Raw genomic sequence first — 25028 nt, 5'->3', positions numbered from 1 at the left:
GAACCGGGGATGTTCGCCCTGGTCCTGCACTCGCACCTGCCGTGGCTCGCCAACCACGGGCGATGGCCCGTCGGCGAAGAATGGCTCTACCAGTCGTGGGCCGGGTCGTACCTCCCCCTCACCGCGGCGCTACGACGCCTCGCCGACGAAGGTCGATCCAATCTTCTGACGCTGGGAATCACGCCGGTACTCGCGGCACAGCTCGACGATCCTCACTGCCTCGCCGGGATGCACCACTGGCTCGGCAATTGGCAGATCCGCGCGCACGAAGCGGCCGGGATGCCCGACGCGGCGCACCGTGAACTCGGCGCGCGCGAGCACCGTGCGTCTGCCGCAGCATTGGAAGACTTCGAAACCCGTTGGCAGCACGGCGCTTCCCCGGTTTTCCGCGATCTCATCGACCGCGGCGCCTTCGAATTGCTCGGGGGCCCGTTGGCTCATCCGTTCCAGCCGCTTCTCGATCCTCGGCTGCGCGCGTTCTCCCTCCGCGAGGGCCTCGCCGACGCTCAGGCGCGGTGGAACCACACTCCCACCGGCATTTGGGGACCCGAATGCGGGTACACCCCCGGCATGGAACGTGGGTACGCCGAAGCCGGCGTCACACACTTCATGGTCGACGGCCCTGCCCTGCGCGGTGACACCACCCTCGGCCGCCCGGTCCGCGACTCCGATGTTGTGGCCTTCGGCCGCGACCTGCAGGTCAGCTACCGCGTCTGGTCTCCGAAATCCGGATATCCCGGCCACGGCGCGTACCGCGATTTCCACACGTACGACCACGAGACCGGCCTGAAACCGTCCCGGGTCACCGGCCGAACGGTCGACTCCGCTGACAAGGCTCCCTACGATCCGGACCTCGCAGCGGCCGCCGTCGACAAGCATGTCACCGACTTCGTCGAGGCCGTCCGGGCGCGACTGCGATCGGAATCCGCGCGCATCGGGCGCGACGCACTGGTGGTCGCGGCGTTCGACACCGAGCTGTTCGGGCACTGGTGGTACGAGGGTCCGCAGTGGCTCGAAAAGGTTCTGCGCGCCCTACCAGAGGCGGGCATCCGCGTCGGAACCCTAGGCGATGCGCAGGCCGCCGGATACGTGGGTAAGCCTGTGCAACTGGAGGATTCGTCGTGGGGATCAGGTAAGGACTGGCGAGTGTGGGCGGGCGATCAGGTCAGTGATCTCGTGCAACTCAACACCGAAGTTGTCGACACGGCACTGAATGCGGTGGACAAGTCTCGTGGGCACGACAATGTCCCCGGACGTCCGGAACTGCGAAACCGGGTAAACGATCAGGTGCTTCGGGAGACACTGATGACAGTGTCGAGCGATTGGGCGTTCATGGTGAGCAAGGATTCCGCAGCGGGGTATGCGCGCGAACGCGCACACAAGCACGCTCACGCAACCAGGGAGATCGCCGACGCCGTGGTCTCCGGCAGGGATGCGGTTGCCACCCGCCTCGCCGACGGCTGGAATCGCGCGGACGGCCTGTTCCCCGGCCTCGACGCACGGCGTCTGCCCCAGAGCGAACTGGCAAACGGGAGCATCTCGTGAAAATTCTCATCGTTTCGTGGGAATACCCCCCGGTTGTGGTCGGCGGACTGGGTCGGCACGTCCACCATCTCGCCACCGAACTGGCCGCGGCCGGGCACGAGGTGGTTGTTCTGTCGCGTCGTCCGTCCGGTACCGACGCGTCGACGCACCCGACGGTCACGCACATCTCAGAAGGCGTGCTTGTCGTCGCGGTTGCCGAGGACCCAGCACACTTCGTGTTCGGCGAGGACATGCTCGCCTGGACACTCGCGATGGGTCACGCGATGGTCAGAGCCGGAACGGCGCTGCACAAGCCCGGCGTCGGCGAAGGCTGGCAGCCTGACGTGGTTCACGCCCACGACTGGCTGGTCGCTCACCCCGCAATCGCCTTGGCCGAATTCTACGACGTGCCACTGGTTTCCACGCTCCACGCCACGGAAGCCGGCCGGCACAGCGGCTGGATCTCCGGACGCATCAACCGTCAGGTCCATTCCGTCGAATGGTGGCTGGCCAACGAATCCGACGCTCTCATAACATGTTCCGCGTCAATGCAGGACGAGGTTACCGAGCTCTACGGCCCTTCACTGCCGCCGCTCACGGTCATCCGCAACGGAATTGACCTGACCACGTGGAACTTTCGCGAACGTGCACCGAGGTCGGGGCCACCGAAACTACTCTTTGTCGGACGCCTCGAATACGAGAAAGGTGTCCAGGACGCTATTGCTGCGCTGCCGCGAATCCGTCGTAGCCATCCCGGCACCACACTCGCTGTCGCGGGCGAGGGCACTCAGTTCGGCTGGCTCGCCGAACAGGCGCGCACCCATCGCGTCGTGCGGTCGGTCAACTTTCTCGGCAACCTCGACCACTCCGAACTTCTGAGTTGGCTGCACGGCGCCGACGCCATAGTTCTGCCGTCACGGTACGAACCGTTCGGCATCATCGCTCTCGAAGCCGCAGCAGCCGGTACACCGCTGATTACCTCTACTGCAGGTGGATTGGGCGAAGCCGTTGTCGACGGCGTAACCGGCATGTCGTTCCAACCCGGCGATGTTGCGGGATTGACGTCGGCCGTACGCGAAGTGCTCGACGACCCGGCGGGCGCTCAGGAACGCGCCGTCGCAGCGCGGGCGCGCCTCACCTCGGACTTCGACTGGCACCAAGTGGCTGAAGAAACCGCGCACGTGTACGCGGGAGCCAAGCGTCGGGTGCGCCATCCCCTGGCCCGCCCGGTGATTCCGGAGCGCCCGCTACCCGGACGCTGACGTGAACCGCATCCGCGCGTCGCCGAGCAGATGGCCCGGCGGCAGGATGCGGCCACACAGCACCATCAGCAAGTCCTGTGCGGCGCCGTGCACTTCGGCGCCTGCGCCGAATTCCCAGTCCCGGTCGTCAGCGCGCAGACGCACGCCTTCGAGGTCCGCGCCGAAGTACTTCACGTTCTTGGGTGACAAGCCGCCCAGAACACGACTGAGGCGGTCCTCCGGTACGACGTAGTCGTCGCCGAGGGCAACGCGGATGTCCTGGCCGTGAATGACGTCGTGGGACAGCGCCCCGTCGAAGCCGCCACCGGGCGGCTTCCAGGGGTATGCGACGTGCTCGCGCAGGGAGCCAAGCAGCTGTTGCTCGGTCAGATCGCGTGCGTCCGCAAGCGCACGGCGGTTGGACATGCGGTTGAAGTTGCCGCGCGATTTCACCATTTCGAGTACGAATCGCGAAGCGGGATAACGGTACGGCATGGTGATGTGCGCGACCACTTCACGCACACGCCACCCCTCACACAGCGAGAGTGTGTCCCATTGCGCAGTGGTGAGACCGTCCAGGAAGGTCACCAACTCGCGTCGGTGCTCCACAACCCAATCGGGTGTCTGTTCGCTCATGCCGCACTCCCCTCCCGAGCGTCACGCTCTACTTCTTGACAGATTTGTCCGCCTCGGCGGCTGCCTTCTTCCGCGCGATGTCTTCGAGGGCCGCGATGTACTCGGCACGGTCCGCTGCGCCCGCTTCCCAGTCGGCCTTACGGTTCTTGACGACCTTGGCCGGGGAACCGACGGCGATGCTGTAGTCCGGGATGTCGCCCTTGACTACGGCGTGCGCTCCGAGAACACAACCCCGACCGACGCGGGTGTTACGCAGGACGGTGACCTTCGCGGCAACCCAGGTGTCCGGACCGATGCGCACGGGGCCCTTCACGATGCCCTGATCCTTGATGGGGGTGTTGACGTCGTCCATGCGGTGGTCGAAGTCGCAGATGTAGCACCAGTCGGCAACCAGCGTCGAGGCGCCGATTTCGATGTCGAGGTACGTGTTGACGACGTTGTCCTTGCCGAAGACCACTTTGTCTCCGATGCGCAGGGACCCTTCGTGGCAGCGGATCGCGTTGCCGTCACCGATGTGGACCCAGCGCCCGATTTCGAGGCGGGACAGATCGGGAGTCGAGTGGATTTCGACGTTCTTGCCGAGAAACACCATGCCGCGCAGAATCACGTGCGGATTGGCCATCTTGAACTTGGCAAGACGGTAGTACCGCACCAGGTACCAGGGGGTATATGCCTTGTTCGCCAGAACCCATTTGAGGGAATCGACGGTCAGGAACTTGGCCTGATCGCTGTCGTTTCGGCGTGATCCCCGCCACCGAGTGCGCAACGGTGCGCCCCACATGCTCGTCATGAGTATTCAGAGTACGGGCAGTCGACGCACCGACCCTCGGGGTGTGCCCCGTCACGTTGCCTACGGCGGGATAGTCTCTGGTCCGAACTACTTTCGCGAGCGGCAGGGAGATGTGAGATGCGGCGGGTCCTACGGTCGTCCGTGATGGTGATGGCGGCGATCGCTACGGTGATGGCTGCCGGGTGCGGAAGCGAGAGTTCCGTCGTCGACCGCTACGCAACTGCCGGTTGGCCGGCGATGCACGCCGACGCCCGAAACAGCGACACCAGCGAGGTCACGGGATCTCGCGATCTCGAGTTCGCGTGGTCTCGTCCACTCGGCGGCCCCATTGCCGCGTATGCGTCCGCGGGAGCAAACGGCCAGAGTTTCGTGACGGCGCGCGCCGAGAACGGCTGCAACCTCTTCTCGTTTCAGCTCGACACCGGCCGCAAGGTGTGGTGTACCCGGATGAACGACGGTGTTGCCGCGTCGACGCCCATCGTGGACACCGCGACCAACGTCTACGTGGGTGAAAGCGGGGCGATGGCGTCGTACACCCGCAACGGCCAGTTGCGTTGGCGCACACTTGTTGTCGGCACTCCCCTGTCGGCGCAGTTCACGGGCGACGGCAACCTGCTGTTCATCACGCAGCTCGGCCAGATCAACGTGCTCAATCCCCAGACCGGCGCCAAGGTTGTCTCGTCGTTCAATTTGATTCCGCCGCCGACGTTCGAGCAGCAGACCAACGCCGAACTCATTCCCGACAACCAGGGACTCGACGAGTGCTTCCTCGGCACGTCGGGCTGCCCGGTGGCAAACACCCCCGCAATCGATCTGGAAAGCGGCACGTTCTACTTCACGTTCTACGGGCCCAACTCCCAGGCCGCCGATCTGGTCGCCATGAAGTACACAGGCGGCGACAATCCCTCGATCACCCCGGAGTGGTCCACCGACGCACTGCCCGGCGGTACCGCGTCGAGCCCGGACCTGTCGAAGGACGGAAAGACCGTCTACACCACCGACAACAACGGAACGCTGTGGGCGATCGATGCCGCAACCGGCGACCCGGTGTGGAGTTACGACATCGGCTTCAACTCCGCGGGTAGCCCCTCCACCTCCGACGACGGGTTGATCATCCCCGCCGGAGCTGCCGACGGTCACCTGCTTGCCGTCCAGGACAAGGGCGATCACGCCGAACTCGTCTGGGAGCGCAAGGATCTACTGCAGCTGGGTGTTCCGGCTCAAACTGCCGGGGACACCGGGTACACCGTCGTCCGCGAAGGCGACAACGGGCTGAGCCTGATCACGTTCGACACCCGATCCGGTGAAACCGTTGCTCAGAACACCCTGCCAGGCGCGGTCGGCTTCACTGTCGGCACTTCCATCGGCCCGAACGGTGAAGTGTTGACGCCCAGCGCAATCGGTGAACTGTTCGTCTTCAAGTGAGCTCTGCGACGACTCAGGGCCAGCGCGACGCCTCACAGATGAAGGCCGACGCCGAGCGTCCGATGCGCACGATCACCACACTCAGCGACACAGAACCCTTGAGTTTGAGCCGTGGACGCAGCACTGCCGGATCGACGTCGACACCACGAACCAGGATCTCGACGACGCCGCAGTCGCGCTTCGAGAGAGTCTGCTTCAACAACTTTTCGGAGTACTTGATCTGTTCGAGAATCCGGAATCCGCGAACACCCTCGGGGACGCTGTTTCCGGTGAGATACGCAATCCGTGGGTCCAGTTGCCACAGACCATGTCTGGCCGCGTAGTGGCGCACCAGGCCCGCGCGAACGACGGCGCCGTCCGGGTCGATGATCCACTCCCCCGGTTCCTGTTCGGGGATGATGTCGTCCTCGGCGTCGGTCACCGACCACCCGGTGCCGTCGGACCGCAGTACCGATGCCCGACGCGTCACGCCCGCCTCGGTAAGTCCCGACGACCACAGACAGGCCTCTTTGACACCGCCGTCGAGTGAGACGACCTCGACCTCGCCGTTCCAGCCGAGGTTGTCGAAATCGAGTCCGGGAGCACACTTCACGGCAATGTCGCGGCCGTCGTACGCATCGAGCAGATCCGGGAGCGGCGGCATCAATGCGGCCGGATCGTGTGTTCGCCGTCCACCCGAACGGCGTGCCGGGTCGGCAAGGATCACGGTGCCGCGCGTTGTCGGACGCAAAGCATCAGCCCGCAACAGCGCCGCCGACGGCACGTTGTGACGGGCCATCGCCAAACGGACGGCGTCGATGTCACTACCGATTACCCGATCCGCAACGCCAGTGAGGGCGTGCAGTTCCGCACCGATGGAACACGTCACGTCGTGCACCGTGCGCCCGACAAGTCGCTGCGCACGGTGATCTGCGACAGCCGCCGGGGTGGCCTGCTGCATCGCGTCGTCGGTGAACAACCAGCCCCCGCTGCCGGGGAGTTTTGCAGCCGCCTTTCGGCGCAGCAGAACCGTGTCGACAAGCGCGGGCATGTGGTCGCCGAAACGCGTACGCGCCCGGCCGATGTCGGCCAGACGCGTACGCGTGGACAGCTCGAACTGTTCCAACTCGGCCAATGCCGCTATGCCGGAGTCACTTTCCAGATAGGCGATGTCAGCGAGGGTGAAGTCATAACCCAATGTTTCAGTTGCCTGGCTTTACGCCGGTGATCATGACGTTGTAGAAGAAGCCGCGCGGTACGACGTGGCGCAGAATCTTCTCGTCGACCCAACTGAGGGTCTTCCAACCACCGAAAGCGAAGCGCCCCCAGCCCCAACCGAGCTTTTCCTGCGGAACTGCGGCTTCGAAGGTGCGAACCGGCCACCCGAGCAGTGCTGCGGCAAATTCTTCGGTGGCGGCGTGAACCTGGCCGGCGCCGGCGGACTTCGCCATGTTCTCGAGGTCCGTCGGGTCGAACGTGTGAATGTCGACAACAGCTTCGAGAGCGGCGGCGCGTGAGGACTCGTCGAGCTCCTCCTGCGGACGACGCCAGTCGGCGAGGAAAGGCAGCTTGGTCACCGTGGTCGTGGCTTCCCATGTCGCGCGGCCGAGCCAGCGAGCGTAGAAGTTACCGACGGTGGTCGGCTCCCCCGCGAAGACAAAGCGCCCACCGGGCTTGAGGACACGAAGAACCTCGCGCAGCGACTTCTCCACGTCGGGAATATGGTGCAGCACAGCGTGTCCTACCACGAGGTCGAAGGTGTTGTCCTCGTAGGGAATGGTCTCGGCGTCGGCGACGCGTCCGTCGACGGGCAGACCGAGGTTTTCGGCGTTGCGCATCGCGACCTTGACCATGCCGGGCGAGAGGTCAGTGACCGAACCCGTCTTGGCAACCCCGCCCTGCATCAGGTTGAGGAGGAAAAAGCCGGTGCCACAACCCAGTTCCAGTGCCCGCTCGTACGGCAGCGGCTGATCACCGGCGACGGCGTCGAACCGGCCCCTGGCGTAGTCGATGCAGCGCTCGTCGTACGAGATGGACCACTTGTCGTCGTAGGTCTCGGCTTCCCAGTCGTGGTAGAGCACCTGAGCAAGCTTGGTGTCCTTGCGAGCGGCCTCGACCTCTTCGGCCGTGGCGTGCGGCCGCGGCGCGGGGTCCATTACTGCTTCCTCGGCAGCAGGCGGCGTGGCAATGTCGTCGTCAGTGGGGCTGGCAGTCATTCGGCTATCCTACTCGCTGGTAAGAGATGAACAAGTTCTAATTTAGGGAAGCCTACCGGCCCGTGAACTCGGCCTTGCCTGGACCGTTCTCGATGAACGACGCCATGCCGATCGACTGATCCTCGGTCGCAAACAGTCCTGCGAACAGATGCTGCTCGATCTTCAGGCCCGTTTCCAGGTCCGTGTTCAGGCCCTCGTCGATAGCAGCCTTAGCAGCCGCAATCGCCCGCGATGCGCCGCCCACGAACTGCGACGCCCACTTCCGGGCAGCGGTGTACACGTCGTCCGGTGCAACAACCTCGTCGATCAAGCCCATTGCCAACGCCTCGTCAGCACCGACAAAACGGCCGGTGAACACCAGATCCTTGGCCTTGGCCGGTCCGATGAGACGGGCCAATCGCTGGGTGCCGCCGCCGCCGGGGATGATGCCGAGCAAGATCTCGGGGACGCCGACCTTGGCATTGTCTCCCGCGATACGACGGTCCGCGGAGAGTGCAACTTCGAGTCCGCCGCCAAGGGCATAGCCGGTGATCGCTGCAACGGTCGGCTTCGGGATCGCGGCGACGGCGCCGATTCCGGCTTGGATTCCGGCCACCGCGTCACTGATCTGAGCGAAGTCCATCTCGGCCATTTCCTTGACGTCCGCACCGGCAGCAAAGACCTTCTCGCCGCCGTAGATAATGACGGCCTTCACTGCCGGATCGACTGCCGCCGCGCGTGCCGCGACCGCGAGTTCGTCCTGGACCTGACGGTTCAGAGCGTTCATCGGGGGGCGCGCGAGACGGATCGTGCCGATACCGTCGGAAACCTCGAGAGTTACGAATTCAGACATGCCCTGGAGATTACTTGGCGGGCCGGGCAGCCCAAGGATGCGGCCCGGGGATGTAGTAGTCATCCTGATTCGGGAAGTCGATCCGGAACGTCGTCTCGTCGCGGTAGAGCGTCGGGAGGATGATCGGAATCTCGGGTTCGGCCGCCAGGACGTCGGCAACGGAGTTGTACTTCGCCAACTCCGTCAGCTGAGTCCAGGTGGGCGGCAACAGGATACTGTCGCCGGCGCGCCAATGGTCCAGCGCGTCCTGCGGACTCTGCCAGCGAACCTCGGCTGCCTCGGAGGTAACTCCATCGGCCACCTGGCCCTCGGGTGAGGCGGCCACGAAGAAGCGAGTGTCGTATCGACGGGCCTCACCGATCGGGGTGATCCAGTTCGCCCACGGACGCAACAGATCGGTACGCAGAACCAGATTCTCCTGCTTGAGGAAATCGCTGAACGTGAGTTCGTGGTTCTCGAGAGCCACCCGCGACGCCGAGTAGCCGGACGTGTCTGCGACGACGGTATCCGCACTCGGCCCGGCGAGCAGGACACCGCATTCCTCGAACGTCTCACGGACTGCTGCCAGCACGAGCGCCTTCGCTCGCGCGACATCGGTGCTGAAACGCTCCGCCCACCACTGAGCCGACGGACCCGCCCACTCGACCTCGGCCGTGCCGTCGGACTTGTCGACGCCGCCGCCGGGGAACACGGTCATCCCGCCGGCAAACGCCATCCCCTTCACCCGCTGGAGCAGGAATATCTCGATGCCCGATGCCGCGTTTTCCGCGTCGCGCACCAGAATCACCGTCGATGCGTCCTTGGGTGTGGGGACAGCGTCCGCAAACTCGTTAGCCATGTTTCGGGAACCTACACCGTCACGGGTGCCCGGTGCGCTCCGGATGCTCGCGTACGACGCGCGAAGTACCGACCGTCGACCTGATCGAGGGTGATCGACTGACTGAACGCGTTGCTGAGGTTCTCGGCGGTGATGACGTCCTCGAGGAGCCCCTGAGCCACGACGCCACCTTCCTTGAGCAGGAGGGCATGAGTGAATCCCGGCGGGATCTCCTCGACGTGGTGGGTGATCAGGACAGTGGCGGGCGCGTCGGGATCGGCCGCGAGTACAGCGAGGCGGGCGACCAGTTCTTCGCGGCCACCGAGGTCGAGGCCGGCTGCGGGTTCGTCGAGCAACAGCAGTTCAGGATCGGTCATCAGGGCACGCGCGATGAGCACTCGCTTACGTTCGCCCTCGGAAAGAGTCCCGTACGTGCGGTCCGCGAGATGTTCGGCGCCGAGGCTCTCGAGCATCTCGACGGCACGGGATGTGTCCATCGACTCGTACTCCTCGCGCCAGCGGCCGAGAACCGCATAGCCAGCCGAGACAACAAGGTCGCTGACCTTCTCGTCGGCGGGCACCCGGTTGGCCAGCGAGGACGACGACAGGCCGATGCGCGGCTTGAGTTCGTTGACGTCGACGCGGCCGAGCACCTCGCCGAGCAGATGCGCGGTACCGCTGGTGGGAAACACCTCGCCGGCCGCGATACGCAGCAGCGACGTCTTGCCCGCACCGTTCGGTCCGAGCACCACCCATCGCTCGTCGAGCTCCACCTTCCACGTCACCGGACCCACAAGAGTGGACCCGCCGCGGCGGATGAGAACGTTGTCGAAATCGATGAGCAGGTCAGGATCAGGTGTTGGCACCCGACCATCTTCCCGCACATTCTCCGGCCATCCACGGCAGGATCTACTTGCGTGTCGCCTCTAGATGAATCTCACACCCCACTTCCGGGTTCTCCGTTCCCACTCGGAGCGACCGTCGTCGACGGCGGAACCCAGTTTGCCGTCCATTCGCCGGACGCCACGGCGGTACAGATCTGCCTGATCAACAATGCCGGCCGAGAACAGCGTGTGAACCTCCGCCAACACACGTACGGAATCTGGCACGGAGTGATCAACGGCGTCGGGGCCGGGCAACGTTACGGCGTCCGCGCCGACGGACCGTGGAGTCCGCGGACAGGTCAGCGGTTCAATCCCCACAAACTTCTGATCGACCCGTGGGCGCGCCGCATCGAAGGTGACCTCGGCGACGCTGCAGCGCTGCGCGACTACCAACACGATCCGTTCGGCGAACCGTCGACAGTCGACTCGCTCGGCCACGTCCCCGTCTGCGTCGTGACGGCCGGTCTGACACCGCCGCACCATCGACTCGAGACACCGTGGGAGGAGACGGTGATCTACGAACTTCACGTCGGCGCCTTCACCGCCACTCATCCCGACGTACCGATCGCGCACCGCGGAACGTATCTCGGGCTTGCAGCCCCAGCCATCGTCGACTACCTCGTAGGCCTAGGCGTCACGGCCGTGGAACTGCTTCCCGTCCAAGCATTTCTGACCGAAGACAGCGTTCGGTCGCGCGGAATGCGCAATCACTGGGGCTATTCGACGGCGTCGTACTTCGCGCCGCACCCCGGTTATGCGGCTACCCCGGGCAACGAGGTCTCCGAGTTCCGGTTCATGGTCGACGCGTTGCACCACGCCGGAATCGAAGTGATTCTCGACGTCGTCTACAACCACACCTGTGAGCAAGGCGTCGACGGAATCAGCGTCAGCTGGCGCGGATTGGATGCGCATGGCTACTACCTCCTGAGCGAAAACGGCAGCGATATCGACCTGACCGGGTGCGGCAATACCGTCGACGCCTCCTCCCCTGTCTCGGTGCGCATGATTACCGACAGCCTGCGTTACTGGGCCGACGAGATGGGCGTCGACGGCTTCCGTTTCGACCTTGCCAGCGCGCTGGGACGACCACGCGGCGCGGCCTTCGATTCGCGAGCTGCCGTGCTCTCGGCGATCTCGTCCGACCCCGTCCTGACGCGTCGCAAATTGATCGCCGAACCGTGGGACGCCACCGGCGACGGCTATCAGGTGGGCAACTTCGGCTTGCAGTGGTCCGAGTGGAATGACAAGTACCGCAGCAGTATTCGACGCTTTTGGAACGGCGATTCCAGCGTCCGGGAAGTTGCGTCACGACTCGCGGGCTCGGAGGACGTCTTTGCCGGCAACGGCCGGCGGCCGTGGGCATCGATCAACTTCGTGACCGCACACGACGGCTTCACCGCGGCCGATCTCGTGTCGTACAACACGAAACACAACGAGGCCAACGGTGAGGACAACCGTGACGGCGCCGACAACAACGATTCGTTCAACCACGGGATCGAAGGCCCCAGTTACGACAGCGACGTCATCGAAGCCCGTCGCCGACACGTCCGGGCACTCCTGGCAACACTCGTCCTCTCGACCGGCACACCGATGCTGACCGCGGGCGACGAGTTCGGACGCAGCCTCGGCGGCAACAACAACGCGTATTGCGTTCCCACGCATGCAACGCCGGCACAGTCGTGGGCACTCGATTGGTCGAGTGCGGATCCCACCCTGGTCAGTTTTGTCTCCCGAGCACTTGCACTGCGCCGATCGGCACCTGCCCTCCGGCAACCTGAGTTCTTCGAGGGGCGCCGACGCATCGACCATCCCGACCTCGTCTGGTTCGACTCCACCGGAACCGAATTCGACGACAGCGCCTGGTACGACGAGCGCAACCGAACAGTGCAAGCGTGGATAGACGGCGCCGACGTCCGCTCGCATACGCGTGCCGGGCGACCACTCGGCGACAGCAGCTGGCTACTGATTCTGCATTCCGGCGGACCGGCTCAGATCACGGTCGGAACCCCGGAATGGTTCGACGGTTCACTGGTGCCGGTGTTCGACTCGGCAACCGCCACCGGCGAACCAGGGTCGGCCGGCCCCGTCGCAGTAGGTTCCACGTTGACGGTGAGCGGTCCGACGGTCCTGGCCTTACGCGTCCCTGTCACTGCCGCCGTCATGGAGTCCGGCAGCACCTTGATCAGAAGCTGAATGGTGGGTCCGATCCCCAAGGCGTACAGCACGGTTCCCACACCGACCGTGCCGCCGAGGACCCACCCCACGGCAAGGACAACAACCTCGATGCTGGTCCGAACCAGGCGAACGGACAGCCCGGTGCGCGCGACAAATCCCGTCATCAGGCCGTCGCGTGGGCCGGGGCCCATGCCCGCTCCGATGTACAGGACACTGGCCAACCCGTTGAGAAGAACACCGGATACCAGCATGAGGATTCGAACTGGCATGGAATCAAAGTCCGGCAAAAAGGCCAATGAGGTATCCACTGAAATGGCGATGACAACAACGTTGGCGACGGTTCCGAATCCCGGTCGTTGACGCAGCGGGATCCACAACAACAGCACAAGCGCACCGGTGATCGCGGTGATGACACCAAAACTCAACGAGAACCGCTCTGCCACACCCTGATGAAAAACATCCCAGGGGTCCAGGCCGAGTCCGGCGGCGATCATCATCGCCATCGAGAAGCCGTACAGCCACAGGCCAAGGAACAGCGAGGCAAATCTACGTATGAGCACTCAGCCATCCTGCAGGCTCACTGGACACTTAACCCATAGCCAAGATGGCGATACTGGACTGGTCTAGCCGGGAACCGCAATCACCGTCATCGACCCGGGCGCAACTTCGGTGTAACCGGCATCCCTGACAGCGACGGCGTCGGAACGCAACCGAGCCACAGCATCCGCCCATTGCGCCGGCTCCGCGTCACGAACCGAACACCGGAATCCCGCCTGAGCCCAGCGCCAGGCTTCCTCGTCGGACATGGCTGCCGCCAACAGCATTGACGCATGCCCGACCTGTGCCGATGCTTTTCCCACGGTCATCTCGAGCGCGGGGTCAATCCACAGCACGGGCAGTCCAGGTATGGGCGGACCCGGGTTGTCGTGTTCGAGATCGGTGCCGCCGATCTGCATCTTCTTGATCCGCGGATCAAGTTCCCCGACAGGTCCGGGCACCAGAGCCCGGGCCTGGGCGCCGTCGACATCGACAGTGATTCCCGCGACATCCTGCGCCGCCAACCACTGCGCTCCCCGCGCGCGGCGCGACACCTTACGAATTCGCCCGCTCACCCATGCCGTGAAGTTGCCTCGCCACGGGCCGGGTTCGCCGTCCTCGGCCAACCCGACTCGCTCGTCGAGACACAGAGCCACCGCCGCCGATGCGGCCGCTTCGAGGATCGAACTACGCAGGGGCGGATCAGCTTTCGGGATATGCAGGACGATCGGCATCGCCAAAACCTGGGCGGGATCGGCCGGATCGGGTCGGCCACCGTAACCCGCAGCCAGCACGGCGTGCCGGGCGCGCCAGAGCGCGTCCGGGCCCGACATCACCGCGGCGCAGGGGTCGTCGATCATGGGATCGGCACGCGCCGAACGCCGCCGTCGATCGCGTCTGCTGCTTCGACCTCGTCGCGGGTCACGCCGAGGATGAAGAGCACGGCGTCGAGGAACGGATGCGACAGCGCCGCGTCGGCAACCTCGCGCAGTGCCGGCTTCGCGTTGAACGCCACACCCAGGCCGGCAGCATTGAGCATGTCGATGTCGTTTGCGCCGTCACCAACGGCCACGGTCTGTTCCATGGGGACGCCGACCTGATCGGCGAACTTCCGGAGCGCGACCGCCTTGGCGGCGCGGTCGACAATTTCGCCGATCACGCGGCCGGTCAACTTGCCGTCGACGATTTCCAGGGTGTTGGCGTGAACGAAGTCCAGTTCGAGTTCGTGTGCCAATCCTTCGATGACCTGACGGAATCCGCCGGAGACAACGCCGCAATGGAAGCCGAGACGACGCAAGGTGCGGATGGTAGTGCGTGCACCTGGAGTCAGTTCGATGCTCGCAGCTACCTCGTCGATCACCGAGGCGTCCAGTCCCGCTAGGGTGGCCACTCGCTGATGAAGCGATTCGGTGAAGTCGATCTCGCCGCGCATCGCAGCTTCCGTGACAGCGCGAACCTCGTCTTCGACGCCGGCCTTGGCAGCGAGCATCTCGATGACTTCACCCTGAACGAGCGTCGAGTCGACGTCGAACACGATGAGACGCTTGGCGCGCCTTGCCAAACCGGCGCGCTCGACCGCGATGTCGACGTTCTCGAGTGCTGCGACTTCGGCAAGACCGGTGCGCAACTTCGCGTCTGCGTCGGCGCTGCCCGCGGAGCTGACACTGAGTTCCAGGCCTGTCACCGGGTAGTCGGCAACACCGCGAATGGAATCGATGTTGGCGCCCTGCTTGGCCAACTCGCGTGCCACTCCGCGCATCGCGCGAGCATTCACGGGACTGCCGAGAACGACAACGGCGTGGGTGGACACAGCGGGCCGACCGGGATCTGCGCCGATTTCGATGTCGACGTTCATGCCGACCGTCGCCATCGCCTGCTCGAGTTCTTCTTGCAGCGCCTCCGGATCGTTCGGGCATGCAACGAGGACGCCGAGCGTGAGCCGACCTCGGATGACCACCTGCTCGACGTCGAGCAGGCTCACATTGTGCCGCGACAGTGCGGCAAACAGTACCGAGGTGACACCGGGCCGGTCAGGCCCGGTCACGGTCACCAGAACAGTGGTGTCTGAGGCACCCACCGAGAACTCCGATCATTTCTTGGAAATCGTGTCGTGATCGACATGCGTCGACACCTATTGTGCCAATCGGCAATCGAACAAGCGAAAGGCCCCACCCGTTGTTCGGGCGGGGCCTTTGGCGTTGACCTACGTGTAGGTCGGGTTGCTCATTTAGTGAGAACTGCCTTCGAGGGCGTCGTTCTTACTGTTGTGGCCGGGGCCGACGTGCGCTTCTGCGCGCATCCGCTCAACCATGTGCGGGTAGTGCAGTTCGAATGCCGGACGCTCGCTGCGGATGCGCGGCAACTCGGTGAAGTTGTGACGCGGCGGCGGGCAACTGGTTGCCCATTCGAGCGAGTTTCCGTAACCCCACGGGTCGTCGACCGTGACAACTTCGCCGTAGCGGTAGCTCTTGAAGACGTTCCAGATGAACGGCAGCGTCGAGGCACCGAGTACGAAGGCAAAGATTGTCGAGACCGTGTTCAGCGACGTGAAGCCGTCGGACGGCAGGTAGTCGGCGTAGCGACGCGGCATGCCTTCGGCTCCGAGCCAGTGCTGCACGAGGAACGTGCCGTGGAAGCCGACGAACGTGGTCCAGAAGTGCCACTTGCCGAGGCGCTCGTCCATCATGCGGCCGGTCATCTTCGGGAACCAGAAGTAGATACCGGCGTAGGTGGCGAACACAACGGTGCCGAAGACCACGTAGTGGAAGTGGGCAACCACGAAGTAGCTGTCCGTGACGTGGAAGTCGAGCGGCGGGCTCGCGAGGATGACACCCGACAGACCACCGAAGAGGAAGGTGATCAGGAAGCCGATCGAGAAGAGCATCGGCGACTCGAAGGTCAATTGCCCCTTCCACATCGTTCCGATCCAGTTGAATATCTTCACGCCTGTCGGCACTGCGATCAAGAACGTCATGAACGAGAAGTACGGAAGCAGAACTGCGCCGGTTGCGTACATGTGGTGCGCCCACACGGCGATCGACAGAGCTGCAATGGCGAGCGTTGCATACACCAGACCGCTGTAGCCGAAGATCGGCTTACGGCTGAAGACCGGGAAGATCTCCGAGACGATGCCGAAGAACGGCAGCGCGATGATGTACACCTCGGGGTGACCGAAGAACCAGAACAGGTGCTGCCAGAGCAACACACCGCCTGTTGCCGGGTCGAAGATGTGACCACCCAGATGTCGGTCGACGAACAGGCCGAGCAGTGCAGCGGTCAGCAGCGGGAACGCCAGCAGGATGAGAATGCTGGTGATGAAGATGTTCCAGGTGAAGATCGGCATGCGGAACATGGTCATACCGGGTGCACGCAGGCAGATCACGGTGGTGATCATGTTGACGCCACCGAGGATTGTGCCGAGACCACCGACAGCGAGGCCCATGATCCAGAGGTCAGCGCCGACGCCCGGAGAATGCAGTGCATTCGTCAACGGGGTGTAGGCGGTCCAACCGAAGTCGGCTGCGCCACCGGGGGTCACGAATCCGGCCGTCGCGATGATCGCACCGAACAGGTACAGCCAGTAGCTGAACGCGTTCAGACGCGGGAACGCAACGTCGGGCGCGCCGATCTGCAGCGGAAGAATGTAGTTGGCGAAGCCGAAGACGATCGGCGTCGCGTACAGCAGCAGCATGATGGTGCCGTGCATGGTGAACAGCTGGTTGAACTGTTCGTTCGAGAGAAACTGCATGCCGGGCACAGCTAGCTCGGCACGCATCATCAGTGCCATGAGGCCACCGATGAGGAAGAAGGCGATGGAAGTCGCCAAGTACATGATTCCGAGCACCTTGGGGTCGGTGGTCGTGATCATCTTGAAAATGAATGAGCCCTTGGGTCCCTGCCGCGGCGGGTAAGGCCTGGCTGCAGCTATCGCGGGGACTGGCTGGGGCGCTACGGCAGTCACTGATCCTCCTGAATGTGCCTTTGGTCGCTCCGCAGACTCCTTCGACAGAGCCTTTGGTCGCGCCGCAGGGTCCATTTCCCGGCGTGCGGGAAACGGCTTCTGGCTTGCGCTCATCGAATCGTAGACCGTGACCGTGACGCCTCGCGACCCGGTCCTACTCAGCGTCGTACTCGAGGGACCGTTTTGGCTCCCACTAAACGATCGACCTGCGGTTTATGTTCCCGAAGTGACGAGTGTGATCTCGTGTTGCGGCGTGTCGCACCCTGATTTCGCATCGCCAGGGAGTCGAAGCCCGAACTGTCCCGTTGTTCGGTCCGGTTGTTAAGGTCTGGCTTGCCTAACCTAGTACAGGAGTACCCGTGAAACACTTTGCTCGCCGAACCGCGGCGATTTCCGTCGTTGCCGCCCTGGCGTTGATCGTCCCCGCATGTTCGAGTGACGAGCCGGACACCACCGCGACGTCGACCGAACCGGGGGCATTTCCCCGCACGATCGAACACTTCCGCGGTAGCACCGAGATTCCGTCGCAGCCCAAGCGAGTCGTTGCGCTCGACAACAGCTTCACCGACGCCACACTGCTCCTCGAGTCACCCCTCGTGGGATACGTCGACTACCGCGAGCCGGGATTGCCCGACTACCTCGGATCAACCCGCGACGAGTTCGCAGCCGACGCAATTTCCGTCGGAACAGTCGGCGCCGTAAGCCTCGAGAAGATCGCGGCACTCCAGCCCGATCTGATCATCTCGGCCGAAGTCCGCGACGGCAAGAACTACGAACAACTCTCCGCAATCGCCCCGACCGTGTTCACCCAGACAACGGGACCGACGTGGAAGGCCAACATCCGACTCGTCGGTGAGGCCCTCGGCAAGGAAGATCTTGCCGAGCAGAAGATCGGCGAATACGAAGCGCGTGCGGCCGCCGTCGGAAGCGCCGTCAACAAGGCCGCGAACAACCCGGTCATCTCCGTCGTCCGCTTTGCCGGCGAACCGACAGCACGCCTGTACCGCACCACCTCGTTCAGCGGCATCGTCCTCGAGGACGCCGGCCTCGCCCGCCCGAGCAACCAGGGCCCCGATCCTGCCGACCCGGGCAATATCATGATGAAGATCAGTCCAGAGCTGATCAACGAGGCCGACGCCGACGTCATCTTCGTCAGCACGTGGCAAGATCCCGAGGGCAAGAGCGCCGAAGCCGCGAAGCCGTTCCTCACGAGTCCGCTGTGGCAAACTCTGCGTGGCCGTACCGTCGACGTCGACGATTCGGAGTGGATGTCTCCGGTCAGTATTCAGGGCGCGCACCTGATTCTGGACGACCTCGCGGACACGTTCGGAGTGGACAAGTCGAGCAGCTAACCTAAAGCGGCGCCCGCCCACACAGGAAGCCGTCGACTTGACCGTTCTCTCCCGCACCACTCTCCGCCGCGTCTCGATACTCGGCATCGCAGCCACACTCCTTGTATTGAGTGGTTGTTCGTCGGACACCTCCGACGACATCGCCAGCAGCATCGTGCGGACCACGACGTCCATCGCCGGAGCCGGTGTCATGGGGCTCGCGCGCGATACGGCGAGCGCGTGCCCCACCCCGACAGCGGCCGACGCCGGAGCCGGCCCCACGGTGACGCGACAGGTCGCGCACACGGCAGGCACGGCCGAGGTTCCCTCGGATCCTGCGCGCATCGTTGTGCTCGACAGTGCGTCGATGGACGCGGTGTGTGCATTGGGATTGTGGGAACGTGTGGTGGGCGCCGCGACGGGCGTCGATTCACCTCAGCCGTCGTACCTCGGTTTCGGCATTTCGGAGATTCCGAGCGTCGGCCCGGTCAGCGCGCCCGATGTCGCTGCGATCAAGGCAGCAGCACCGGATCTGATTCTCGGATCGAGTCCGGCGTCGGCGGACCTGTACGGGCAACTGACCGGCATCGCCCCGACAGTGTTTGCCGGTTCCGATCCCGTCTATTGGAAGTCGCAGTTCGCTCTGGCCGGCCAGGCCCTCGGACGGTCCGCCGCAGCAGCAGCCGCTCTGGACGATTACCAACGGGACGCTCGGGAACTGGGTGAGTCGCTCAATTCGGCGCAGACGCAGGCATCTGTGGTGCGGTTCGATTCGGACTCGCTGAACATCGAGGGCCCCGCCTCGTTCTCGGGTCAGATTCTGAGCGATGTCGGGGTGCGCCGGCCCCCAGCACAACGACTCACCGACACCGTGACCGCCGAGGTTCCCGCCGACGATCTCAGCGCTGCCGAAGGTGATCTGATCTACGTGCTGTTCGACGGTCCGAACGGGCTGAAGTTCGGAACCGAGGTCATGAAGAGCGACCAGTGGCACGATCTGGGAGCGCCCTCCGGGAACCGTGTCTTTGCTGCCGAGGACGAGATCTGGAACGGCAACGGTATGACTGCCGCGCACGCCGTTCTCGACGATCTCCAGCACACGCTCAACGGTTACGCGAGCTGACGCGATGCCGATCCCTGAGTTCATCGTCGAATTGCGCGAAAAAATCGGTCACGCGCCACTCTGGCTGTCCGGAGTCAGTGTCGTGATTCGCGACGACGAGGGCCGCGTGCTCCTCACTCGCCGCGCCGACAACGGATTGTGGGCAGTGGTGTCCGGCGTTCTCGAGCCCGGCGAGGAACCCGCGTCGGCTGCCGTTCGTGAAGCCAAGGAAGAGACGGGCGTCGACGCGGAGTTGATTCGCATCACGAGTGTTGATGTCACAGAACCCATTACGTACCCCAACGGGGATATCACGCAATATCTCGACGTTTGTTTCCTGGCCCGCTGGACGGGCGGCGACGCGCATGTCGCGGACGACGAGAATCTCGAGGTTGCGTGGTTCGCGCCCGACAACTTGCCCTCGGATCTGACCGACACGTCGCGCCTGCGTCTGGAAAAAGCGTTGCAGGACAAGGCAGAAGCCTGGTTCTCGGCGAGCTAGCCCTCCCCTACCGACAACAAAAGCCCGATTCCCGCATGCGCAGGAATCGGGCTCAGTTGTCAGGGACTGGAAATCCTGAGCGCGTCGCTCTAGAAATCCCAGTCGTCGTCTTCGGTGTTGATGGCCTTGCCGATGACGTAGGAGCTGCCCGAGCCGGAGAAGAAGTCGTGATTCTCGTCGGCGTTGGGTGAAAGTGCCGACAGGATAGCCGGATTGACGTCCGTCTCGTCCTTCGGGAACAGTCCTTCGTAACCGAGATTGTTGAGCGCCTTGTTCGCGTTGTAACGCAGGAACTTCTTGACGTCCTCGGTCAGTCCGACCTCGTCGTAGAGATCCTGGGTGTACTCGACCTCGTTCTCGTACAGCTCGAAGAGAAGCTCGAACGTGTAGTTCTTGAGCTCTTCGCGCTCTGCCTCGGACAGCTGCTCGAGGCCCTTCTGGTACTTGTAGCCGATGTAGTACCCGTGCACGGCCTCGTCGCGGATGATGAGGCGGATGAGGTCGGCCGTGTTGGTGAGCTTGGCCCGCGAGGACCAGTACATCGGCAGGTAGAAGCCCGAGTAGAAGAGGAAGCTCTCGAGCAGGGTCGACGCGACCTTGCGCTTGAGCGGCGACTCACCGTTGTAGTAGTCGAGAACGATCTGAGCCTTGCGTTGCAGGTTCGGGTTTTCCTCCGACCAGCGGAAGGCGTCGTCGATGTCGGGCGTGGAGCACAGCGTCGAGAAGATTGAGCTGTAGCTCTTGGCGTGCACCGATTCCATGAAGGCGATGTTGGTGTACACCGCTTCTTCGTGTGGAGTGATGGCGTCGGGGATGAGGCTGACGGCGCCGACGGTTCCCTGAATGGTGTCGAGCAGCGTCAGACCCGTGAATACGCGCATCGTGAGCTGCTGCTCAGGCGCGGTCAGAGTCCCCCAGGACGGGATGTCGTTGGAGACCGGCACCTTTTCGGGCAGCCAGAAGTTACTGACGAGGCGGTCCCACACCTCGGCGTCCTTCTCGTCCTGGACGCGATTCCAGTTGATTGCGGAAACGCGACTGACCAGCTTGACCATGATTCCTACCTAGCGCGAGAGATACTGCCGAATGTTGGCTTGCCTGAACACTACCCGTTGTGTCCGACTCCAGACGCCAACACAACAAGATGTGTCGTACGCGCCCACCCGCCAACGCGAAAAATGTGATATCAATTAAATATCACTTACCGATGAGGAAGCGAGTCTCACATGACCAGCACGCCCACCGTGGCCGAGAAACCAACCGGAGTTGCCACCACCACAATCGCCGAACGCCCAGGTTGGGACCTGTCGGGCAGTTGGATGCTCCTCGGCGGATTGATTCTGTTCCTCGGCGGAATCGCCCTGGCTGTTGTCGGAGGGCTCCTCGGACTCATAGCGCTGATCCCGATCGGAGTGGTGCTGTTCCTCGCGTCACTCCCCGCACTGATCGGCCTGACACTGGTGCAGCCGAACCAGGCGCGTGTTCTGCAATTCCTGGGAAGTTCGTACAGCGGCACATTGCGCACCCCTGGACTGCGCTGGACAAACCCGCTGACCGTGCGTCGTTCCATCTCCACCCGCATCAGAAACCACGAGACCGGCCAGTCCAAGGTCAACGACGCCGACGGCAACCCCATCGAGATCTCGGCCGTTGTCGTCTGGCAGGTGGCCGACACCGCGCTCGCGTCATTCCAGGTGGACGACTACGAGGAGTTCGTCTCGGTTCAGACCGAGGCAGCTGTACGCCACATCGCCGGCAGTTACCCGTACGACGCCGAAGGCCGAGTCTCGTTGCGGGAGAACGCCGACATCATTACAACGACGCTGTCGGAGGAAGTTCACGCCCGCGTGCGGGCGGCAGGGGTCGAAGTGATCGAGACCCGCATCAACCGGCTTTCCTACGCACCGGAAATCGCCAGCGCGATGCTGCGCCGCCAACAGGCGGGCGCTGTCATCGCAGCCCGGACGCAGATCGTCGAAGGCGCAGTGTCGATGGTGGACATGGCACTCAAGCAGCTAGAGGAAAAGCACGTCGTCGAACTCGACGAAGAACGCAAGGCCACGATGATCAGTAACCTTCTGGTCGTGCTGTGCGGTGACCGCGACGCACAACCGGTGCTCAACACCGGTTCGCTCTACCAGTAAAGGGAAGGCCACATGGCCACGGATCCAGCTCCGAGATCAGAGCGGAAGAAGATCCTTCTTCGGTTGGACCCGGCGGTGCACGACGCTCTTGCCCGCTGGGCCGCCGACGACCTCCGAAGTACCAATGCCCAGATCGAATTCCTACTCCGACGGGCGCTCACCGAGCACGGCCGAATGCCGAAGAACGCCGGCAAGATGCATGGTCCCGGCCGGCCGCCGTCCTAACAGAGAAAATGCCCCCGTGCGCCTTTCCGGTAGTGGTTACTACCAAAAAGGCGCACGGGGGCGGAGCCCTTTACAGCATGCAGGAAACGCAGCCCTCGACCTCGGTGCCTTCGAGTGCGAGCTGACGCAGACGGATGTAGTAGAGCGTCTTGATGCCCTTACGCCATGCGTAGATCTGCGCCTTGTTGATGTCGCGGGTGGTGGCGGTGTCCTTGAAGAACAAGGTCAGGGACAGGCCCTGGTCGACGTGCTGCGTTGCGGCAGCGTAGGTGTCGACGATCTTCTCGTACCCGATCTCGTAGGCATCCTGGTAGTACTCCAGGTTGTCGTTGGTCAGGTAGGGCGCCGGGTAGTAGACGCGACCGATCTTGCCTTCCTTGCGGATCTCGATCTTCGATGCCACCGGGTGGATGGAACTGGTGGAGTAGTTGATGTACGAGATCGAACCGGTGGGCGGCACGGCCTGCAGGTTCTGGTTGTAGATGCCGTGCTTCTGCACCGACGCCTTCAGCTCACGCCAGTCGTCCTGCGTCGGAATGTGAAGGTCGGCGGCGGCGAACAGTCCACGAACCTTCTCCGTGGCCGGCTCCCACACCTGGTCGGTGTACTTGTCGAAGAATTCACCCGACGCGTACTTCGACTGCGGGAAGCCCTTGAAGTAGGAACCGCGTTCGATGGAGATCCGGTTCGATGCCCGCAGAGCGTGGAACAACACGGTGTAGAAGTAGATGTTCGTGAAGTCGATGCCTTCTTCGCTGCCGTAGAAGATTCGCTCACGAGCAAGGTAGCCGTGCAGGTTCATCTGGCCGAGGCCGATGGCGTGAGAGTCGTTGTTGCCCTGCTCGATCGACGGCACGGAGTAGATGTGCGTCTGATCCGACACCGCGGTCAAGCCGCGGATCGCGACCTCGATGGTCTTGGCGAAGTCGGGCGAGTCCATGGTCTTCGCGATGTTCAGCGAACCGAGGTTGCAGGAGATGTCCTTGCCGACGTGGCTGTAGGTCAGGTCCTCGTTGAACTCGGACGGCGTGGAGACCTGCAGGATCTCCGAGCACAGGTTCGAGTGCGTGATCTTGCCTTCGATGGGGTTGGCCTTGTTCACCGTGTCCTCGAACATGATGTACGGGTAGCCCGATTCGAACTGCAACTCTGCGACGGTCTGGAAGAATTCGCGAGCCTTGATCTTGGACTTGCGAATTCGCTTGTCGTCGACCATCTCGTAGTACTTCTCGGAGACGTTGATGTCGGAGAACGGAACGCCGTAGATGCGCTCGACGTCGTACGGCGAGAACAGGTACATGTCCTCGTTCTTCTTCGCCAGCTCGAACGTGATGTCCGGGATCACGATGCCGAGCGACAGCGTCTTGATGCGGATCTTCTCGTCGGCGTTTTCACGCTTGGTGTCGAGGAAGCGGTAGATGTCGGGGTGGTGTGCGTGCAGGTAGACGGCACCGGCACCCTGACGCGCTCCGAGCTGGTTTGCGTACGAGAACGAGTCCTCGAGGAGCTTCATGATCGGGATGACACCCGAGCTCTGGTTCTCGATCTTCTTGATCGGCGCACCGTGCTCACGAATGTTGGTGAGCAGCAACGCAACTCCGCCGCCACGCTTGGAGAGCTGCAGAGCCGAGTTGATGGAGCGCCCGATGGACTCCATGTTGTCTTCGATGCGCAGGAGGAAGCAGGAAACGGGCTCGCCGCGCTGCTTCTTGCCGGAGTTGAGGAACGTGGGGGTTGCGGGCTGGAAGCGACCGGCAATGATCTCGTCGACAAGTTCGACGGCCAGATCTTCGTTGCCGGCAGCCAACGTCAGGGCCACCATGCACACGCGGTCTTCGAAACGCTCGAGGTAGCGCTTTCCGTCGAACGTCTTGAGCGTGTAGGACGTGTAGTACTTGAACGCGCCCAGGAACGTCGGGAAGCGGAACTTCTTGGAGTACGCGTGATCGATCAGGAACTTCACGAACGTACGTGAGTACTGATCGAGAACCTCAGGCTCGTAGTAGTTTTCCTCGACGAGGTAGTCGAGCTTCTCGTCGAGATTGTGGAAGAACACCGTGTTCTGGTTGACGTGCTGCAGGAAGTACTGACGGGCCGCCGCGACATCCATCTCGAACTGGATCTCGCCGTTTGCGCCGTACAGGTTGAGCATGGCATTGAGTGCGTGGTAGTCGAGACCGTTGGTGGAATCACCGCCGCGTGCGTCACGTTCTACGCTTCCAGCCGCGATCGTGTCAGTGATGGTTGGCGCCACTGCCCGTTCTCCTTCTCTGCTTCGAGATGATTCCAGAACTCCCCCAAGCCTTCTCGTACCCGTTCGACGTCCTCGGCAGTGCCCATGAGTTCGAAGCGGTACAGAAAAGGAACGTGGCATTTCTGGGAAATGATGTTTCCTGCGTAACAAAAGGATTCACCGAAATTGGTGTTTCCTGCCGCGATCACAGCTCTGATCAACGACCTGTTGTGTGGATTGTTCAAAAAACGAATGACCGGCTTGGGCACATAGCTGGTGTCGCGGCCTGTCACTGTTGCCCCGCCGCCGTAAGTCGGCAGGATCAGTACATATGGCTCGTCGACGAGAAATGAGCCGTCACGGTCATGGATGGGTATGCGTGTCGCAGGCAGCCCGAGACGTTGAACGAATCGGTGGGTGTTCTCCGACACGCTGGAGAAATAAACCAGCGAAGTCATCGGTTGTCACCATTTC

22 protein-coding genes and 1 pseudogene are annotated in these 25028 nt (G+C 63.2%); 9 read left to right on the top strand and 14 right to left on the bottom strand.

What is annotated here, in order from left to right; genetic code table 11:
• The first annotated feature begins 9 nt into the window (after window positions 1–9).
• Both RG2_RS06620 and RG2_RS06615 read left to right on the top strand, forming a co-directional pair.
• On the top strand, window positions 10–1545 hold the full coding sequence (locus RG2_RS06620) for a 1,4-alpha-glucan branching protein domain-containing protein (RefSeq protein ID WP_033231081.1): 1536 nt from the start codon (window positions 10–12) through the stop codon (window positions 1543–1545).
• Window positions 1542–2786 carry a glycosyltransferase family 4 protein gene (locus RG2_RS06615; RefSeq protein ID WP_033231082.1) on the top strand — a complete coding sequence of 415 codons (1245 nt, stop codon included), beginning with the start codon at window positions 1542–1544 and terminating at the stop codon, window positions 2784–2786. The genes RG2_RS06620 and RG2_RS06615 overlap by 4 nt, the downstream gene beginning before the upstream one ends.
• Here the strand turns inward: RG2_RS06615 and RG2_RS06610 are convergent.
• Window positions 2772–3401, bottom strand: coding sequence for a maleylpyruvate isomerase family mycothiol-dependent enzyme (locus RG2_RS06610; protein ID WP_033231083.1), 630 nt, complete (start codon window positions 3399–3401; stop codon window positions 2772–2774). The two genes, RG2_RS06615 and RG2_RS06610, sit on opposite strands and share 15 nt — an antisense overlap.
• Before the next feature lie 28 nt (window positions 3402–3429).
• Window positions 3430–4191 (bottom strand): acyltransferase, encoded by a 762-nt coding sequence (locus tag RG2_RS06605; protein ID WP_033231084.1) that lies wholly within the window; start codon window positions 4189–4191, stop codon window positions 3430–3432.
• A gap of 117 nt (window positions 4192–4308) precedes the next feature.
• On the opposite strand from RG2_RS06605, the gene RG2_RS06600 reads away from it, so the two are divergent.
• On the top strand, window positions 4309–5616 hold the full coding sequence (locus RG2_RS06600; RefSeq protein WP_033231085.1) for an outer membrane protein assembly factor BamB family protein: 1308 nt from the start codon (window positions 4309–4311) through the stop codon (window positions 5614–5616).
• Window positions 5617–5629: 13 nt separating this feature from the next.
• On the opposite strand, the gene RG2_RS06595 is transcribed toward RG2_RS06600, so the two are convergent.
• The 5 genes from RG2_RS06595 to RG2_RS06575 are packed head-to-tail and all read right to left on the bottom strand — an operon-like array spanning window position 5630 to window position 10344.
• On the bottom strand, window positions 5630–6793 hold the full coding sequence (locus RG2_RS06595) for a THUMP-like domain-containing protein (RefSeq protein ID WP_033231086.1): 1164 nt from the start codon (window positions 6791–6793) through the stop codon (window positions 5630–5632).
• Between the two features lie 4 nt (window positions 6794–6797).
• The gene (locus tag RG2_RS06590) at window positions 6798–7811 is read right to left on the bottom strand and encodes a class I SAM-dependent methyltransferase (protein ID WP_033231087.1); all 1014 of its coding nucleotides are present in this window, start codon (window positions 7809–7811) and stop codon (window positions 6798–6800) included.
• Between the two features lie 52 nt (window positions 7812–7863).
• A complete protein-coding gene (locus tag RG2_RS06585) occupies window positions 7864–8643 on the bottom strand; it encodes an enoyl-CoA hydratase/isomerase family protein (protein WP_033231088.1) in 780 nt (259 codons plus the stop codon).
• 10 nt (window positions 8644–8653) lie between these two features.
• Window positions 8654–9481 (bottom strand): NUDIX hydrolase, encoded by an 828-nt coding sequence (locus RG2_RS06580; RefSeq protein WP_033231089.1) that lies wholly within the window; start codon window positions 9479–9481, stop codon window positions 8654–8656.
• A gap of 11 nt (window positions 9482–9492) precedes the next feature.
• Entirely contained in the window at window positions 9493–10344 is an 852-nt protein-coding gene (locus RG2_RS06575) for an ABC transporter ATP-binding protein (protein ID WP_033231090.1), read from the bottom strand.
• 33 nt (window positions 10345–10377) lie between these two features.
• Between RG2_RS06575 and glgX the strand changes: the two are divergent.
• A pseudogene (gene glgX, locus RG2_RS06570) lies at window positions 10378–12318 on the top strand (glycogen debranching protein GlgX); the annotation flags it as partial.
• A gap of 14 nt (window positions 12319–12332) precedes the next feature.
• On the opposite strand, the gene yczE reads toward glgX, so the two are convergent.
• The 4 genes from yczE to ctaD all read right to left on the bottom strand — a co-directional run bounded on the left by yczE (window position 12333) and on the right by ctaD (window position 17017).
• Window positions 12333–13022, bottom strand: a complete 690-nt coding sequence (gene yczE / locus RG2_RS32225) for a membrane protein YczE (protein WP_307718106.1) — start codon at window positions 13020–13022, stop codon at window positions 12333–12335.
• 120 nt (window positions 13023–13142) lie between these two features.
• A complete protein-coding gene (locus RG2_RS06560; protein WP_116538731.1) occupies window positions 13143–13916 on the bottom strand; it encodes a peptidyl-tRNA hydrolase in 774 nt (257 codons plus the stop codon).
• Window positions 13913–15133, bottom strand: coding sequence for a phosphoserine phosphatase SerB (serB, locus tag RG2_RS06555; protein WP_033231092.1), 1221 nt, complete (start codon window positions 15131–15133; stop codon window positions 13913–13915). The genes RG2_RS06560 and serB overlap by 4 nt, the downstream gene beginning before the upstream one ends.
• Before the next feature lie 150 nt (window positions 15134–15283).
• The gene (ctaD, locus tag RG2_RS06550) at window positions 15284–17017 is read right to left on the bottom strand and encodes an aa3-type cytochrome oxidase subunit I (protein ID WP_072782333.1); all 1734 of its coding nucleotides are present in this window, start codon (window positions 17015–17017) and stop codon (window positions 15284–15286) included.
• Window positions 17018–17376: 359 nt separating this feature from the next.
• On the opposite strand from ctaD, the gene RG2_RS06545 reads away from it, so the two are divergent.
• Genes RG2_RS06545 through RG2_RS06535 form a run of 3 tightly spaced genes read left to right on the top strand, consistent with a single transcriptional unit; the run spans window position 17377 to window position 19952 of the window.
• Window positions 17377–18369 (top strand): ABC transporter substrate-binding protein, encoded by a 993-nt coding sequence (locus RG2_RS06545; RefSeq protein WP_033231093.1) that lies wholly within the window; start codon window positions 17377–17379, stop codon window positions 18367–18369.
• A gap of 37 nt (window positions 18370–18406) precedes the next feature.
• Window positions 18407–19471, top strand: coding sequence for an iron-siderophore ABC transporter substrate-binding protein (locus RG2_RS06540; RefSeq protein WP_033231094.1), 1065 nt, complete (start codon window positions 18407–18409; stop codon window positions 19469–19471).
• Between the two features lie 4 nt (window positions 19472–19475).
• Window positions 19476–19952, top strand: a complete 477-nt coding sequence (locus RG2_RS06535) for an NUDIX hydrolase (RefSeq protein ID WP_033231095.1) — start codon at window positions 19476–19478, stop codon at window positions 19950–19952.
• An 89-nt stretch (window positions 19953–20041) separates the two neighbouring features.
• Here the strand turns inward: RG2_RS06535 and nrdF are convergent, their stop codons facing one another.
• On the bottom strand, window positions 20042–21007 hold the full coding sequence (gene nrdF, locus RG2_RS06530; RefSeq protein WP_033231096.1) for a class 1b ribonucleoside-diphosphate reductase subunit beta: 966 nt from the start codon (window positions 21005–21007) through the stop codon (window positions 20042–20044).
• 171 nt (window positions 21008–21178) lie between these two features.
• Here nrdF and RG2_RS06525 point away from each other — a divergent pair, with 171 nt between their 5' ends.
• The gene (locus RG2_RS06525; RefSeq protein WP_033231097.1) at window positions 21179–22096 is read left to right on the top strand and encodes an SPFH domain-containing protein; all 918 of its coding nucleotides are present in this window, start codon (window positions 21179–21181) and stop codon (window positions 22094–22096) included.
• Between the two features lie 12 nt (window positions 22097–22108).
• Window positions 22109–22321: a type II toxin-antitoxin system antitoxin gene (locus RG2_RS06520; RefSeq protein WP_020969285.1), complete on the top strand. Its 213-nt coding sequence runs from the start codon at window positions 22109–22111 to the stop codon at window positions 22319–22321.
• 70 nt (window positions 22322–22391) lie between these two features.
• Here RG2_RS06520 and nrdE read toward each other — a convergent pair whose 3' ends face one another.
• Together nrdE and nrdI are read right to left on the bottom strand one after the other, a co-directional pair.
• Window positions 22392–24575, bottom strand: a complete 2184-nt coding sequence (nrdE, locus tag RG2_RS06515; protein WP_033231098.1) for a class 1b ribonucleoside-diphosphate reductase subunit alpha — start codon at window positions 24573–24575, stop codon at window positions 22392–22394.
• Entirely contained in the window at window positions 24533–25012 is a 480-nt protein-coding gene (gene nrdI / locus RG2_RS06510; RefSeq protein WP_033231099.1) for a class Ib ribonucleoside-diphosphate reductase assembly flavoprotein NrdI, read from the bottom strand. The genes nrdE and nrdI overlap by 43 nt, the downstream gene beginning before the upstream one ends.
• Window positions 25013–25028 lie beyond the last annotated feature (16 nt).

It is taken from the genome of Rhodococcus globerulus NBRC 14531 (genome assembly GCF_001894805.1).
Taxonomy (GTDB): domain Bacteria; phylum Actinomycetota; class Actinomycetes; order Mycobacteriales; family Mycobacteriaceae; genus Rhodococcus_F; species Rhodococcus_F globerula.
The sequence above is the reverse complement of the archived record's forward strand: the minus strand, read 5'-3'. Positions and strand labels throughout refer to the sequence as shown.